Annotated in this window: 14 protein-coding genes; 10 read left to right on the forward strand and 4 right to left on the reverse strand. The window is 42.7% G+C overall.

What is annotated here, in order from left to right; all coding sequences use genetic code 11:
* Positions 1-33: 33 nt before the first annotated feature.
* Positions 34-558 (reverse strand): hypothetical protein, encoded by a 525-nt coding sequence (locus Q5H80_RS17690; RefSeq protein WP_304570706.1) that lies wholly within the window; start codon positions 556-558, stop codon positions 34-36.
* Between the two features lie 112 nt (positions 559-670).
* Positions 671-1,084, reverse strand: coding sequence for a YgiW/YdeI family stress tolerance OB fold protein (locus tag Q5H80_RS17695; protein WP_304570707.1), 414 nt, complete (start codon positions 1,082-1,084; stop codon positions 671-673).
* Positions 1,085-1,346: 262 nt separating this feature from the next.
* On the opposite strand from Q5H80_RS17695, the gene Q5H80_RS17700 reads away from it, so the two are divergent.
* The 4 genes from Q5H80_RS17700 to modC are packed head-to-tail and all read left to right on the forward strand — an operon-like array spanning position 1,347 to position 5,440.
* Entirely contained in the window at positions 1,347-2,813 is a 1,467-nt protein-coding gene (locus Q5H80_RS17700) for a cobyric acid synthase (RefSeq protein WP_304570708.1), read from the forward strand.
* A 57-nt stretch (positions 2,814-2,870) separates the two neighbouring features.
* Complete coding sequence (modA, locus tag Q5H80_RS17705; protein WP_304570709.1) at positions 2,871-3,629, forward strand: molybdate ABC transporter substrate-binding protein; 759 nt, start codon at positions 2,871-2,873, stop codon at positions 3,627-3,629.
* Entirely contained in the window at positions 3,630-4,328 is a 699-nt protein-coding gene (gene modB / locus Q5H80_RS17710; RefSeq protein WP_012600622.1) for a molybdate ABC transporter permease subunit, read from the forward strand.
* Between the two features lie 5 nt (positions 4,329-4,333).
* A complete protein-coding gene (gene modC, locus Q5H80_RS17715; protein WP_304570772.1) occupies positions 4,334-5,440 on the forward strand; it encodes a molybdenum ABC transporter ATP-binding protein ModC in 1,107 nt (368 codons plus the stop codon).
* Positions 5,441-5,909: 469 nt separating this feature from the next.
* On the opposite strand, the gene Q5H80_RS17720 is transcribed toward modC, so the two are convergent.
* On the reverse strand, positions 5,910-6,347 hold the full coding sequence (locus Q5H80_RS17720) for a DUF3069 domain-containing protein (RefSeq protein WP_304570710.1): 438 nt from the start codon (positions 6,345-6,347) through the stop codon (positions 5,910-5,912).
* 152 nt (positions 6,348-6,499) lie between these two features.
* Between Q5H80_RS17720 and Q5H80_RS17725 the strand changes: the two genes are divergently transcribed.
* Positions 6,500-7,450, forward strand: a complete 951-nt coding sequence (locus Q5H80_RS17725) for a diguanylate cyclase (RefSeq protein ID WP_304570711.1) — start codon at positions 6,500-6,502, stop codon at positions 7,448-7,450.
* 101 nt (positions 7,451-7,551) lie between these two features.
* Entirely contained in the window at positions 7,552-8,538 is a 987-nt protein-coding gene (locus tag Q5H80_RS17730; protein WP_369809733.1) for a Solitary outer membrane autotransporter beta-barrel domain, read from the forward strand.
* Between the two features lie 81 nt (positions 8,539-8,619).
* Here the strand turns inward: Q5H80_RS17730 and Q5H80_RS17735 are convergent, their stop codons facing one another.
* A complete protein-coding gene (locus tag Q5H80_RS17735) occupies positions 8,620-9,861 on the reverse strand; it encodes a GGDEF domain-containing protein (protein ID WP_304570712.1) in 1,242 nt (413 codons plus the stop codon).
* A 392-nt stretch (positions 9,862-10,253) separates the two neighbouring features.
* On the opposite strand from Q5H80_RS17735, the gene Q5H80_RS17740 reads away from it, so the two are divergent.
* The 4 genes from Q5H80_RS17740 (at position 10,254) to pntB (ending at position 14,289) form a co-directional block, all read left to right on the forward strand.
* Positions 10,254-10,622: a late competence development ComFB family protein gene (locus tag Q5H80_RS17740; RefSeq protein WP_009845358.1), complete on the forward strand. Its 369-nt coding sequence runs from the start codon at positions 10,254-10,256 to the stop codon at positions 10,620-10,622.
* 38 nt (positions 10,623-10,660) lie between these two features.
* Positions 10,661-10,942 carry an HlyU family transcriptional regulator gene (locus Q5H80_RS17745; protein ID WP_012600627.1) on the forward strand — a complete coding sequence of 94 codons (282 nt, stop codon included), beginning with the start codon at positions 10,661-10,663 and terminating at the stop codon, positions 10,940-10,942.
* Between the two features lie 391 nt (positions 10,943-11,333).
* Positions 11,334-12,881: a Re/Si-specific NAD(P)(+) transhydrogenase subunit alpha gene (pntA, locus tag Q5H80_RS17750; RefSeq protein WP_304570713.1), complete on the forward strand. Its 1,548-nt coding sequence runs from the start codon at positions 11,334-11,336 to the stop codon at positions 12,879-12,881.
* 10 nt (positions 12,882-12,891) lie between these two features.
* A complete protein-coding gene (pntB, locus tag Q5H80_RS17755) occupies positions 12,892-14,289 on the forward strand; it encodes a Re/Si-specific NAD(P)(+) transhydrogenase subunit beta (protein WP_304570714.1) in 1,398 nt (465 codons plus the stop codon).
* Positions 14,290-14,414 lie beyond the last annotated feature (125 nt).

Raw genomic sequence — 14,414 nt, forward strand, 5'->3', positions numbered from 1 at the left:
TAAGAGGCCGCTATAAATTCAATAGTGTAAAGCTTAGAATCCAAATCGCGCTGACATTAAGAATTGGTGCCCGTAAGTACCATTATTTCGAAGGTCAATACCTACTGAAAGTTGATCGGTCGAGTGGAAGCGAGCCCCAACACCGATAATTGAACTCGTGTCGTCGCTGTCGACGAGTTGTCCAAGACGAGCGTTAACCTCAATGTTCGACAGCAACCACGCTCTTAAACCAATATTGATTTCGGTTTTAATGTGGTTACCATCATTACGTTCGATGTTGTGCAGTAACATCTGTCCAGTAATATCAGCCAACTGATTAATTGGGCCGTTGAACCCCATACCTACAGCCGCATCCCAATCTCCTTCAAATTCAGAATCGATTCGTGCAACAAAGTGTGAGTTCTGAGTGAATATCGTTGTGACTTCGCCACCAAATGTACTAGGGCTAATGCCTGTGCGCAGCTCAAATGTGTTGTAGTCAAAGTTGTTTGCAGATGCAGAGAATGAACACAGTGTAACTAAGCCTAAAAGGACCGTCTTGTTTGCGCTACCTAGCATGGTGACTCCATATTAATTATATTTTTCGGCATTATAATGCCAAAAGGCCTGCAATATGCAGGCCATTTGTTATAAATCATGTCTTTGAAGTCGACGGTACGGAGTTTGTATCTTACAAAACTTGAATATGATCTACTTCGATCTCTGGCGTTTTACCACCTTCGTATTCGCCAAATATGCGAACTTTTGTATCTGCGGTCAGTGGTTGCGCTAGAAGGATATCGTCATCCAATTCGATTTGAATTTCACTCTGACCATCAGAGAAGATAAATGTATCATTCTTTAGTTGACGAACAATCTTGCCATCTACAATCGCTTCTTGCTCTGCGAACATGCTGGTGTCTGCTAGTAGAGTCGCAACTGAAACGGTTTCAATCGGTCCCGTGTACGCAATAGCGCTCTGATGCTTGTGGTTACTGTCGCTATTGTTGTGATTACTGTTACTGTCGCTGTGATGGTCACTAGCCATTGCGAAAGTAGGAGCGAGGATAATAGTAGATGCGATAGCTAATACAGTTTTTTTCATGGTGAATCCCTTAATGTTGTTTTTAGTAGAAACGTTTGTCTGAATTTGAAACGTTTCTTTTCGTTAGTGCGCTTATTTTGTTTGTAAGCTTCGTTTCGATGGAGCTATTAAACAACACTGGGGTTGAATCCAGAGTGAGTAACATATTCATTTTCCATTCATTTTATTGAGCATCTACACGACAATGACGGTAAGATGGAAGCAGAGAAATATTGCCCACAGCTATAAATTGAAAATTAAGAAATAAAGGATTTAAGTACAGATGCGATCACCGTTAAACGCCCTTATGGTTCAAGGGACAACGTCAGATGCCGGGAAAAGTGTTTTGGTGGCAGGTTTATGCCGTGTTTTGGCAAGGAAAGGCATCAAAGTGGCACCTTTTAAGCCACAAAATATGGCGCTAAATAGCGCAGTGACAAAAGATGGTGGCGAAATTGGTCGTGCTCAAGCGGTTCAAGCACAAGCTTGTAATATTGAACCTACCGTTCATATGAATCCTGTATTGTTAAAACCCAATTCAGATACAGGTGCGCAAGTGATTCTACAAGGAAGAGCACTGACGAATATGGAAGCGACCGGATATCACGACTACAAGAAAGTTGCGATGAATTCGGTTATCGATTCGTTTGATCGACTTTCCGAAGAATACCAAAGCGTGATGATTGAAGGTGCGGGCAGTCCCGCAGAGATCAATCTTCGAGAAAACGATATCGCGAACATGGGCTTTGCTGAAAAGGCAGACATCCCAGTGATCATCGTTGCTGATATTGATCGTGGCGGCGTTTTTGCACACCTCTACGGCACATTAGCTCTATTATCTGAATCTGAACAAGCGCGCGTGAAAGGCTTTGTGATAAACCGTTTTAGAGGCGATATTGCGCTTCTACAATCTGGTTTAGACTGGCTAGAAGATAAAACAGGTAAGCCAGTGATAGGGGTTTTGCCTTATCTACATGGTTTTAACTTAGAGGCGGAGGATGCGATAACCTCTGCTCAAGAGTCTGATGGAGAAGCTAAACTCAAGGTTGTGGTGCCAGTACTAACTCGAATCAGTAACCATACAGACTTTGACGCTCTGCGACTTAACCCGTCGATTGATTTACGTTACGTAGGCAAAGGCGAGCGCCTGAACAACGCTGATTTGATTGTATTGCCGGGAACAAAATCGGTAAGAGCCGATTTGGAATACCTAAAACAACAAGGTTGGGGCAAAGATATTCAGCGTCATCTTCGCTTGGGCGGGAAGATGATGGGTATTTGTGGCGGTTATCAGATGCTAGGGAACATCATCCACGATCCAGATGGCGTTGAAGGGAAACCCGGAAGCAGTGAAGGGTTGGGGTATCTTGATACTGAAACGACATTAACACAGCAGAAAACTTTAACTAACGTGTTTGGAACCATGACACTAGATGGTAAAACTGCACAAGTAAAAGGGTATGAAATCCACGTAGGTAGGACTGATGTCAATGAAACGGTATTACCGGTTCAGTTAGAATCTGGCAGTGTTGATGGTGCTGTGAATCAAGATAACTCAATTTTTGGCACTTACCTGCATGGCGTATTCGATAACAGTGATGCGTTGTCGCTTATTTGCGAATGGGCGGGAGCCAATGATGTGACAGCGATTGACCATGAACAGCTTAAAGAGTTGGGTATCAACCGAATCGCTGATGCTATCGAAGATCACTTGAACCTTGACCTGCTTTGGCCAGAGTTAACAGCTTAGGCCATAACTTAGAAGTTAGCTCAAGAATTTAAACGAACAATAGATTAAATGAGAATAATGAAAAAACGAGTCATCCTTTTAACTATCGTCTTAGCTTCGGCACTGAATTCTACTCATCTTTTGGCTGCTGAAAAACTACGAGTTTATGCTGCATCGTCTATGACGAATGCGGTTAACTTGTTGGTTGAAGAGTTTGAGAAAGATCATTCTGTCGATGTTATTCCAGTGTATGCGAGCACGTCGTCTTTGGTGCGCCAAATTGAACGAGGCGCGCCAGCAGACATTTTTATCTCGGCAAACGAAAAATGGATGACGCATTTAGTCGATCGTAAGTTGGCTTTTAGTGACAATGTCACAAACTTGTGCGAAAACGAACTCGTGCTAATTTCCCCGAAAGAGACGCCAATATCTTTGGACCTCTCAAACGGTGACCAATGGGCTAAACTTCTAATGAATGAAAGACTTGCAGTTGGCAACACCATGTCGGTTCCTGCGGGTATCTATGCGAAAGAAGCGCTAGAAACGTTAGGTGTATGGGACGATGTGAAGACTCGATTGGCACCAAGTAACAATGTACGTATGGCATTGGCTTTGGTAGAACGCAGTGAAGCTAAGCTTGGCATTGTCTACAAAACAGATGCGTTGCTTTCTAAAGAAGTGAAGCTAGTGTCGACGTTCCCAGCCGATCTACACACACCAATACGTTACCCTGTAGCGATATTGGGCGATAAAGTCGTCGCAGAAGAGTTCTACACTTTCCTAAAGAGCGAAAAAGCGAAGAACACATTAAACAGTTTTGGATTTGAAGTGCGCTAAATGATGTATTTATCGGAATACGAATACCAAGCCTTAATGCTGAGCTTGAAAGTCGCTGGGTTTGCAATCTTGTGGCTTATTCCTATCGGCATCGGCTTAGCGTGGCTACTCGCTAGAAAACAATTTCTAGGCAAAAGCGTTGTAGAGAGCATTGTCCATTTGCCTTTGGTGCTTCCACCCGTGGTTATTGGTTATTTACTACTAGTGATGATGGGTAGACAAGGTGTTATAGGCTCTTGGCTTAATGACGTGTTTGGTATTGTATTCAGTTTTAGCTGGAAGGGCGCTGCTCTAGCGTGTGTGGTCGTAGCATTGCCTCTGATGGTACGTTCTATACGACTGAGCTTAGAAACCGTAGACAGTAAACTTGAAGAGGCCGCTGCCACATTGGGTGCTTCACCTCTTCGTGTGTTTTTCACCATCACTTTACCTCTGATGATCCCAGGGATCATTACTGGCACCATGCTTTCATTTGCGAGAAGCTTGGGTGAGTTTGGTGCGACCATCAGCTTTGTTTCCAATATCCCTGGAGAAACTCAAACCATTCCTTTAGCCATGTATACCTTTATTGAAACCCCTGGAGCTGAAATGGAAGCGGCTCGTTTGTGTGTCATCTCTATAGTGATCGCACTGAGTTCACTGATACTTTCTGAATGGCTTAACAAAAAGTCAGCAAAACGTTTGGGGGGCAACGCATGAGTCGCATGAGCGCTTTGGTCCTCCAATATCAGCAACAGCTTGGTGAAACGTTTTTTGATATTGACTTAGAATTGCCAAGTAGCGGCATTACGGCAATTTTCGGTCGTTCTGGTGCAGGTAAAACCTCACTTATCAATGCCATTAGTGGTCTCAAACAACCAGATAATGGCTTGATCAGTGTATCTGGAACCATTCTGTTTGATAGTGAAAATGGTATCAACTTACCAACTCACAAACGCAACGTCGGCTATGTATTCCAAGAATCGCGATTGTTCCCACACATGAAGGTAGCGGCGAATTTAAAGTACGGCATGAAATGCGTCGATAACGCGCACTTTGAACAAATAGTCTCGCTGCTATCGTTAGGCTCGCTGCTTGATCGTTATCCTGCCCGTTTGTCTGGTGGTGAGAAGCAGCGCGTGGCGATTGGCCGCGCACTGCTATCAAAGCCAAGCATTTTGTTGATGGATGAGCCTTTAGCGTCTCTTGATTTGCCTCGTAAGCGTGAGGTGATGCCTTTTCTGGAAAACTTATCTGAAACCGTCCAAATACCGATTATCTATGTCACCCATAGCCTCAATGAAATATTACGCTTGGCAAATCATCTTGTGATTATTGATCAAGGCAAAGTCATTTCATCGGGCGTGACGGAAGAAGTATGGGCATCGAGAGCCATGCAGCCGTGGCAATCCTTCTCAGAGCAAAGCTCATTGTTTGAAGCGACATTAGCGGAACATAATGATGATTATGCGCTATCGCGTCTAACGCTAGGTAAATCAACGTCGCTTTGGGTTCAGAAGGTGTCGAGCGAGCTTGGCGCTACGGTTAGGCTACAAGTGAGGGCAAATGACGTCTCTATCGCGCTACAACAGCCAGAAGGGACTTCGATACGTAATATCCTTCCTGTCACCATAAAAAGCGTAGAGACGCACCAACAAGGCTCGAATAAGCAGAGTGTCGCTGTCGAGTTAGAACTTGAGTCCGGATGCTACCTATGGGCAACCATTACATTGTGGGCGCTGGATGAGCTGAATTTAGAAATTGGACAACGTGTCTACGCACAAATTAAAGGCGTGAGTGTCGCGCAAAGAGATATCGCGATAACGCACTAAGCTTATGCACTAAATTTATGCAGCAAGCTCATGCGGTAAGATATTCAGACCTAGCGTTAATACATTAAGATCTAGTGGTAACACGTTAAGATCCCACGGCGTACTTGGTTTTTGGTTTCATTTTTGAATGGGTAAAACTCGATCTTGATTTCGTGACTCGATCTTGATTCCATAAATGATTACATGCGTCATTTTTATACGGTATAACTGCCAGTTTTGCGCCACACTGTATAAGTGTTAATGCATATTGTACGTGCAGTGATAAAAGTTAGAATTATAATAGCTGCAATGACAATCCGTGCGGTCACAAGAACACAGGCGTTACGTTCGAATAATAGAAGAAGTGAGCAGAAAAAGAACGTATAGAAAAAGCTGCAGGTACAAAAAAGCCGCATGTTTTAAATAACATACGGCTTAATCATTAAGTTTTCGTTAAGCATTCAACCTGAATTTAGGTGTGATGAATAGCTTAGCGGATGAAAACTTCTTTGAAATCACGCTTCAAGATAGCATCACGACGCGCTTTCTTGATTTGTTTAACCATGTCTTTTACACAGTTGTGTAGAACTTGGTCTAGCAGTTGAGCTCGGTACTCTTCTTTTTCTTCATCAGTCATGTCTTCTGGAAGTTTAAGAGTAGGGAACTCTTCCATCACGTTAACACCAGCGAAAGCTTGGCTAACTGAGATTAGAGCGTGGAATTGCTCGAAGTTGTCTAAAACATTTTGTGCGCTTGCTGGCAGGCTATCCCAAGCTTCGCGTACTGCTTCTTCAGACACTTCGTGAATTGACGTAACCATAAAGTGCATCTCTTTTGGCACGCCATCAAATTCGATAACTTGACGAAGTTCTGGTGAGATAGTGGTTAAATCGATTTCTTGTTGGTCGTTGTTTGTAGCGTCTGACATAGTATTTCTCTTTTAAAAGAAACAATGCTAAAAAGATCTGTAAAAAAGTCAATATAATATAGAGATTAGGGCATGATTTAAGCTCAAATTTGAGCTACTTTGAATATTCAACACTAGATAAAGGTGATGTGATGATAGAAAAGGGATCTTCGATGCGCATATTGCTGGTTGATGACGTTCAACTGGATAGGATGCAACTCGCTATTCGACTCAAGCAACTGGGTCATGTTGTAGAAGCTGTTGGTAGCGGAAAAGAAGCCCTGAATGTTTATTCTGATTTTGATCCTGAACTCGTGTTACTGGATATAAGCATGCCAGACATGGATGGTTTTGAGGTCGCTAACGAGGTTCGTCGGCAATTCCCAGAATGGGTTCCGATCATCTTTTTGAGCGGTCATGAAGAGCCTGAAATGATCGCAAAAGCGATTGATGCCGGCGGCGATGATTATTTAATCAAACCGGTAAACAAAGTTGTTTTGAACTCTAAGTTGATTGCGATGCAGCGTATTGCGCACATGAGACGAGAGTTAAAACAGAGTACCGCCAAACTCGAAGAACTGAATATTTTACTGCAACAACAAGCCAACGAAGACGGCCTAACCAAATTGTACAACCGTCGATATATGGATACTAAGCTTGAAGAGAGCATTGCGTGGCACGGACGACGTAATATATCCATGACCGTCATACTACTCGACGTTGACTTCTTTAAGCCTTACAACGATAACTATGGCCACATTCAAGGGGATAAGTGCCTGCAAGGGCTTGCCAATACTCTGAAAGAGCTCTTTGTTCGAGCTGGAGAGTTTGTCGGTCGTTACGGTGGAGAAGAGTTCGTCATCATTCTGAGTGATACCGACAGCTCTGGGGCTAATTTACAGGCCAATCGTGTAAAAGAAGCACTGCATCAAATGAACTACGCCCACGACTACTCAGCAGTGTCTGACAGGGTGACAGCGTCACAAGGTGTGTTGTCATTCGTACCTGAAGGTGGTGAAGCTATCGCTTCTATTTACGAAAAGGTTGACCAAGCACTGTATCAGGCCAAGCAAAGTGGAAGAAATACCTACATACAACGCGATATTATGGAGCTTGAGCAATAGTTGACGAGCTTCGGTAGTAACCTGAATTATACTTCTAGTAGCTTATAAGCTAGGAAGTGACTTAAGTGATAAAAGAAATGCAGCATTCCAAGTCATTCGTCATGACTAACTCAAACAAAGGTCTTGTATTAACTCTGTTTGTTTCCGTGTCTCCAACAGCTGTTAACGCAGCTTCACTCTCTGAACTGGTCAGGAAAGACATTGAACAAACCTTCGCAACGAGTGTTTTGCTCAATGATACGGACGTGTTTACCTTTGGCATTAATAATTTTGATCCCAACAAAGTCTTTAGTTTGGACAATGAAGATATTGGCTCTAATGACTCAGTAAGTCGCCGACAAAATATCGCGTCCCTCAGCCTTCCTTATACCTTTGAAGTGCCAAGTTATATTGAAGACAACCATCAAGAAGTAACACTTCGTTTATCTGCGTTGCGGATAGAGAAGGATGTTCAATATGCCAGTTCAACGATAAGCGACTTTCAAAAAGAGTCTGTTGTTTCTGGTTACGTTGAATATGCGAACGTATCCCAATTAAACGAATACTGGAGTTTTAGTTCTGCAATTGGTAACCATATTTCCTATTATCGAAACGATTTTGAATACCGTTCTTCGTTGCTTGCGCCAATTCAAGGTCAACTGGATGGTCTTTACCTGAACACGGATGCTTGGGCATACATAATAGAGCCTAAGATAAAGTTGATGTTTGAAGATAAGAATGACTGGGGAAAATATAAACTCAGTACCAGTTGGCATTACTTTAATGGTGTCGGTTGGGGTGAAGCCAATAACGGTAACATTGGTCACCCAGAAGGTTGGTACATAGCAAATGAAGCTAAGATCTTCTATGACTTAGTTCGTTGGGACAAAAACATCACATCCATGTATTCGAGTATAAGAAGAATAGATATTGGTGGTGATACTGTCGCGTCTATGGGCACTACAGCTTACTACGAAGGTAGTGTAGGTTGGTTGCTTAACCCAAATCTGTTCAATGACTGGGTCGACAATGTAGGAATAGGGTTTACTATCAATTACGGAAGTAGTTTGAAAGGAGGGAGCTTAGTCATCTTCTTTAACCAAGACTAGTCTAAGCACCAACGCTTTTTCGATGTTTACACCGTTAAATTACGATGTTCAGAGCTTAACATTCCACGACTTTCAACGTCTTTAAATATCGACACACAGTTTGTTTCTGCCAGTTTCTTTTGCTTTGTACAGTGCGTTATCGGCAAGTTTCAAGACTTCTACGGGTTGTTTAGTAGTTCTACTATCGGACAGCCCAATGCTAACCGTTACATTTACGACTTCAGTTGATTTGTTGCTCTGACCACGCTTTTTAATGCCGACTTCATGGTCGTCAGGGCGATCGTTGCTATTTCGAATCGTCATATCGTAGTTTTGTACTTCGGAAATGAGAGCCTGTAGGTGTTCTTTAACCTGTTCCGAGTATTTGCCTTTAAAAATAATCGTAAACTCTTCACCACCATAGCGATAAGCTTTTGCACCACCGGTTGTTTCACTCAATATACGTGCTACCAACTTCAACACATCGTCGCCAATGTCATGTCCGTAGGTATCGTTAAATTTCTTGAAGTGGTCTATATCAACCATCGCCATTGAGTATTTTCGCCCTAAGTGCTTCATATCTACTTCTAGTGCGTGTCTGCCCGGAATATTAGTCAAGCGATCATTAAAGGCCATGTCATGGCTAGCAGAGACGACATAGATAATGAATAACGTACCAGACAGCGAGAACATCGTACTAGAGATGTATTGCACATCAAAAAATATGAATGTACTAGTAGAAAGTAAAATTGCGCTGTATACGACAACATCAATCGCGCGGTTGTATACCAGAACTAAAATAGAAGTAAGGCCAAGTAAACAAAGGCTATACAGCACTAAAACGAAAGGCAGCCTCGAGAATCCGTTAACGATAAACAGGATACCTTCGCTCCATGACTCAAATCCACCTGACTGGAAGTGAGAAACAATTAATTGCGCCCATACCGTAAACAGAACGAGAACCAAAGCATATAGGAACATGGATTTCGAGTTAACGCCGTTATCTGGGAAGGCATACACCAGTAAGCACGTTACAGGAACTAAAGCGGTTAACAGAGACAGTTCTAATAGAGTGGTGCCTGTGTTGAGTGGCGTTTGTAAACGAACTTGAATGATGAGGTATGCGACGAGCATGGTTAAGGACACCATGGCCATACGGCCTTGCTTAAATGTGTGGCACAGCAAAACCGCAACGCTCAGTAGAATGTATGGGAGGTTGCTAGCAAACCCTAAGTTTGAATCCGTCACTAAGATGACGTTGTTCATACCTGCAAGTAATATTGCTAATAGAAGTAAGGGAAAGCAAAATCGAAATATGCTCGACGTGACGAAAGAAGATGTCATTTATGTGGTGAGCCTAACTATAATGATGATCTTATATTTTAATTTTATACGTAGGATACGGGTAAACAAGCAATTGCCAAGCTTTTTCACTAAATTATAGCAAAAACATGATCATAGCTCGCTAATTGTACAATGAAATTTATATGTATTTCAGTTGCTATTAACCATAGAACGAGCTACACAGTATATATGATAAATGGAACAGCCGTTATTGATACTTAACTAAATTTAGATAGTTTGTGCTTAAGGGGTAGGTGGTTAGCTGAGTAGCAATGAACAGATGTTATAACGACTAGCTACAGAAGCGGTTAGCTACAACGGCGATTAGTTACAACAATGATTAGCTACAACAACGATTAACTAGAAACAACCGCTCAACATGGAGGTGTATTATGCAAATCAGTGTCGATGTCCATAACTATATGGAAACTTTGGTGGGAAATGTATTAGCGACAGAAGAGTATGTTTCTGGCTATACCAACGAGCAGTTAGCCGATCTTGCGTGTTTGGCTTTAGGTCAGCTTAAACCCATCTATATTCGCTTCGATGTCGATTTTCTGTCGGCATTGCCAGAGGATAAATTGGTGCTGTATAAACGAAATAGTGAGATCGCGGTCAAAAATGCAGAAAGTATGATCATTGACGACAGAAGACGCGAGCGTGACGACAATGTACCCGTAATCTTTAGTCAACATAATTTTGATGATGACGTTGAATTACAATGGTATGAAAAGCCATTGTTGAGCGGTAAACAGTCATGATAGTTTACGGTTAATTCGGTCATTTAAGGAGTAAAAACGTGGGATTCTTTTCTAGATTATTTAGTGGCAAAGAAAAAACCGAACAAAAAGTAGAAATTGAGCCTGTCGAATATAAAGGTTTCAATATCTATCAAGATGCCATTGCAGAATCTGGTCAATACCGTGTAGCAGGGCGAATCGAGAAAGAATTCGATGGTGAAATCAAAACTCATCGTTTTATTCGTTCTGATGTTGTTTCAAACAAACAAGACGCCGATGAATTGATGCTTAAAAAATCGCAGATGTTCATCGACCAAATGGGCGATAGCATTTTTAGCTAACCAAATAGGGTTAGAATTGATGTTGGTCATAATTTAGAGAGCTTTCAGTCTATATGCTGAAAGCTCTTTTTAGTTTTAGGGTTTAAGAACAGCTAGTAGGTTGTTATTTAAAGGATTATTTCAAAGTGGTTTGACCTCTCAGTTCGAGAGGGGCGTGATTTCTTCAAATAAAACGCTCAAATTCCGTCCAAATAGTTATAAGTAATAACTTTTCCTGTTCTTTAAACAAAACGCTTGAAGTATTTGTTGTCGTTAGATACAAACGAATAAGTCATTGTGCCGATAGTCAAAGAATAGCTATGCAAGTTGGTGTGCCCAAGCGCATTTAGTCATCCTTTGATTATTTTTTGGTAAGGATTGTATTCACAAATTGATACACAAGGAGTTTAATTTGTTGATAGGTGTACCAAGAGAAACACTCGCAGGTGAAACGCGAGTAGCTGCTTCGCCGAAATCGGTAGAACAGCTTCTAAAATTAGGATTTGAAGTTTGTGTTGAATCACAAGCAGGTGCGTTAGCAAGTTTTGAAGATGCAGCTTATGAACAAGCTGGAGCAAAAGTTGTCACCGCAGATGAAGCTTGGAAATCCGATATTATTTTTAAAGTTAACGCTCCGATCGTTGATGAAACTAAAAATGAAATCGATTTACTTAAAGATGGCGCAACATTAGTCAGCTTTATTTGGCCAGCTCAAAATCCAGAATTAATGGAACAATTGTCCACGCGTAACATCAACGTGATGGCGATGGATTCTGTACCACGTATTTCAAGAGCTCAAGCGTTAGATGCATTGAGTTCTATGGCTAACATCGCGGGTTATCGTGCTGTTGTTGAAGCGGCGCATGAGTTTGGTCGATTCTTCACAGGTCAAATTACGGCGGCAGGCAAAGTTCCACCAGCGAAGGTACTGGTTGCTGGTGCGGGTGTTGCTGGCCTAGCAGCAATTGGCGCTGCGGGTAGTTTGGGTGCGATCGTTCGTTCGTTCGATGTTCGTCCTGAAGTAAAAGAGCAAGTCGAGTCTATGGGCGCTGAATTCTTGGAAGTGGATTTCAAGGAAGATACCAGCGCGGGCGACGGCTACGCAAAAGAGATGTCTGAAGCATTCAATAAGAAAGCTGAAGAACTTTATGCAGCTCAAGCTAAAGATGTCGATATCATCATTACTACGGCGCTGATTCCTGGTCGTCCGGCACCTAAGCTGATTACCAAAGAGATGGTAGACAGCATGAGTGCAGGTAGCGTGATTGTTGACCTTGCGGCAGCCAATGGCGGCAACTGTGAATATACCGTCGCGGATCAAGTCATTACAACTGCTAACGGCGTGAAAGTGGTAGGTTACACAGATATGGTTGGTCGACTACCGACTCAATCATCTCAACTGTATGCAACGAACCTAGTTAACTTACTTAAACTGCTTTGCAAAGAGAAAGATGGCAACATCAATATTGACTTTGAAGATGTCGTGCTACGCGGTGTTACTGTGGTTAAAGAGGGGGAAGTCACTTGGCCAGCTCCGCCAATTAAAGTTTCAGCTCAACCACAACAAGCTAAGCCAAAAGCGGCCAAACCAGAGCCTAAAGTTGAAGAGCCGGTTTCTCCAATTAAGAAAGTGGCGGGTATGGCGGTTGCTGTTGGTGCATTCGCTTGGGTAGCGTCGGTTGCTCCTGCTGCGTTCTTATCTCACTTTACCGTTTTTGTACTCGCTTGTGTGGTGGGTTATTACGTCGTTTGGAATGTAAGTCATTCTCTGCATACGCCGTTGATGTCGGTAACTAACGCGATTTCAGGAATCATTGTAGTCGGTGCACTGTTACAGATAGGACAAGGAAGTGGCGTTGTCACGTTCTTATCATTTATTGCCGTATTAATTGCAAGTATCAATATCTTTGGTGGCTTTACCGTGACCAAACGTATGCTTGAAATGTTCCGTAAAGACTAAGGAGTGACAGATGTCTGAAGGATTAGTACAAGCAGCCTATATTGTTGCTGCTGTATTCTTTATTATGAGCTTGGCTGGGTTATCGAAACAGGAATCTGCTCGTGCAGGTAACTATTACGGTATCACGGGTATGGCAATCGCGTTGATCGCGACGATCTTTGGCCCACATTCTGCAGGTATTGTATGGATCATCATTGCTATGGTGATCGGTGGTGGTATTGGTATCCACTATGCAAGAAAAGTAGAAATGACTGAAATGCCTGAGCTGGTGGCAATTCTGCACAGCTTCGTAGGTATGGCAGCAGTACTTGTAGGTTACAACAGTTACATTGATCCACCTGCTGCTGTTTCTATCAACCCAGCAGATATTCATGCTGAACATGTTATCCACCTAGTGGAAGTGTTCCTTGGCGTGTTTATCGGTGCGGTGACGTTCACGGGTTCTATTGTTGCGTTTGGTAAGCTTCGCGGCGTTATCTCTTCGTCTGCATTGAACATCCCTCATAAGCATAAGTGGAACCTAGCGGCGATCGTAGTTTCTACACTACTGATGATCATGTTCGTTAAAGCGGACGGCAGCATGTTCGCGCTAATGGTGATGACTCTTATCGCATTCGCATTCGGTTACCACCTAGTGGCATCGATTGGTGGCGCAGATATGCCAGTGGTTGTCTCTATGCTGAACTCGTATTCTGGTTGGGCAGCAGCAGCGGCAGGTTTCATGCTTGCGAACGATCTGCTTATCGTAACAGGTGCATTGGTTGGTTCGTCAGGTGCGATTCTTTCTTACATCATGTGTAAGGCGATGAATCGCTCTTTCATCAGCGTTATTGCTGGTGGATTCGGCCAAGACGTGGTTGTGTCTGATGGTGATGAAGAGCAAGGTGAACACCGCGAAACATCAGCTGAAGACGTGGCTGACATGCTGAAAAATTCAAAGTCAGTCATCATCACTCCTGGGTACGGCATGGCAGTAGCTCAAGCTCAATACCCAGTGCATGAAATCACTGAGAAGCTACGAGCGCAGGGCATCAATGTTCGATTTGGTATCCACCCAGTTGCTGGTAGGTTACCGGGTCACATGAATGTGTTACTTGCTGAAGCAAAAGTACCTTACGATATCGTTCTTGAAATGGACGAACTCAACGATGACTTCAATGAGACAGATACTGTTTTGGTTATCGGTGCAAACGACACAGTGAACCCTGCAGCACTTGAAGATCCAAATAGCCCAATCGCTGGCATGCCAGTACTTGAAGTTTGGAATGCTCAAAACGTTATCGTATTCAAACGTTCGATGAACACAGGTTATGCAGGTGTGCAAAACCCATTGTTCTTCAAAGAAAATACGCAGATGTTGTTTGGTGATGCGAAACAGAGCTGTCTCGGCATTCTAGAGCATCTATAGGAAAAACTTTTTAAGTATTTTCTAAGCAAAAGCATTAGGCAATAACTAAACAAGGAGCTCATTAGAGCTCCTTTTTTTGTTCATCTGAAAGTCGCTGTATCTTAAAGCAATAATCTATGACCCAT

This window comes from Vibrio sp. SNU_ST1 (genome assembly GCF_030563405.1).
Lineage (GTDB): Bacteria > Pseudomonadota > Gammaproteobacteria > Enterobacterales > Vibrionaceae > Vibrio.

Excerpts from the sequence above, each read along its gene's own strand:
- modB (WP_012600622.1), top strand. The coding sequence starts at position 3,630 with ATGATGTATTTATCGGAATACGAATACCAAGCCTTAATGCTGAGCTTG.
- Q5H80_RS17735 (WP_304570712.1), bottom strand. The coding sequence starts at position 9,861 with ATGACATCTTCTTTCGTCACGTCGAGCATATTTCGATTTTGCTTTCCC.
- Q5H80_RS17695 (WP_304570707.1), bottom strand. The coding sequence starts at position 1,084 with ATGAAAAAAACTGTATTAGCTATCGCATCTACTATTATCCTCGCTCCT.
- modC (WP_304570772.1), top strand. The coding sequence starts at position 4,334 with ATGAGCGCTTTGGTCCTCCAATATCAGCAACAGCTTGGTGAAACGTTT.
- pntB (WP_304570714.1), top strand. The coding sequence starts at position 12,892 with ATGTCTGAAGGATTAGTACAAGCAGCCTATATTGTTGCTGCTGTATTC.
- Q5H80_RS17720 (WP_304570710.1), bottom strand. The coding sequence starts at position 6,347 with ATGTCAGACGCTACAAACAACGACCAACAAGAAATCGATTTAACCACT.
- Q5H80_RS17725 (WP_304570711.1), top strand. The coding sequence starts at position 6,500 with ATGCGCATATTGCTGGTTGATGACGTTCAACTGGATAGGATGCAACTC.
- modA (WP_304570709.1), top strand. The coding sequence starts at position 2,871 with ATGAAAAAACGAGTCATCCTTTTAACTATCGTCTTAGCTTCGGCACTG.
- Q5H80_RS17700 (WP_304570708.1), top strand. The coding sequence starts at position 1,347 with ATGCGATCACCGTTAAACGCCCTTATGGTTCAAGGGACAACGTCAGAT.
- Q5H80_RS17730 (WP_369809733.1), top strand. The coding sequence starts at position 7,552 with ATGACTAACTCAAACAAAGGTCTTGTATTAACTCTGTTTGTTTCCGTG.
- Q5H80_RS17740 (WP_009845358.1), top strand. The coding sequence starts at position 10,254 with ATGCAAATCAGTGTCGATGTCCATAACTATATGGAAACTTTGGTGGGA.
- Q5H80_RS17690 (WP_304570706.1), bottom strand. The coding sequence starts at position 558 with ATGCTAGGTAGCGCAAACAAGACGGTCCTTTTAGGCTTAGTTACACTG.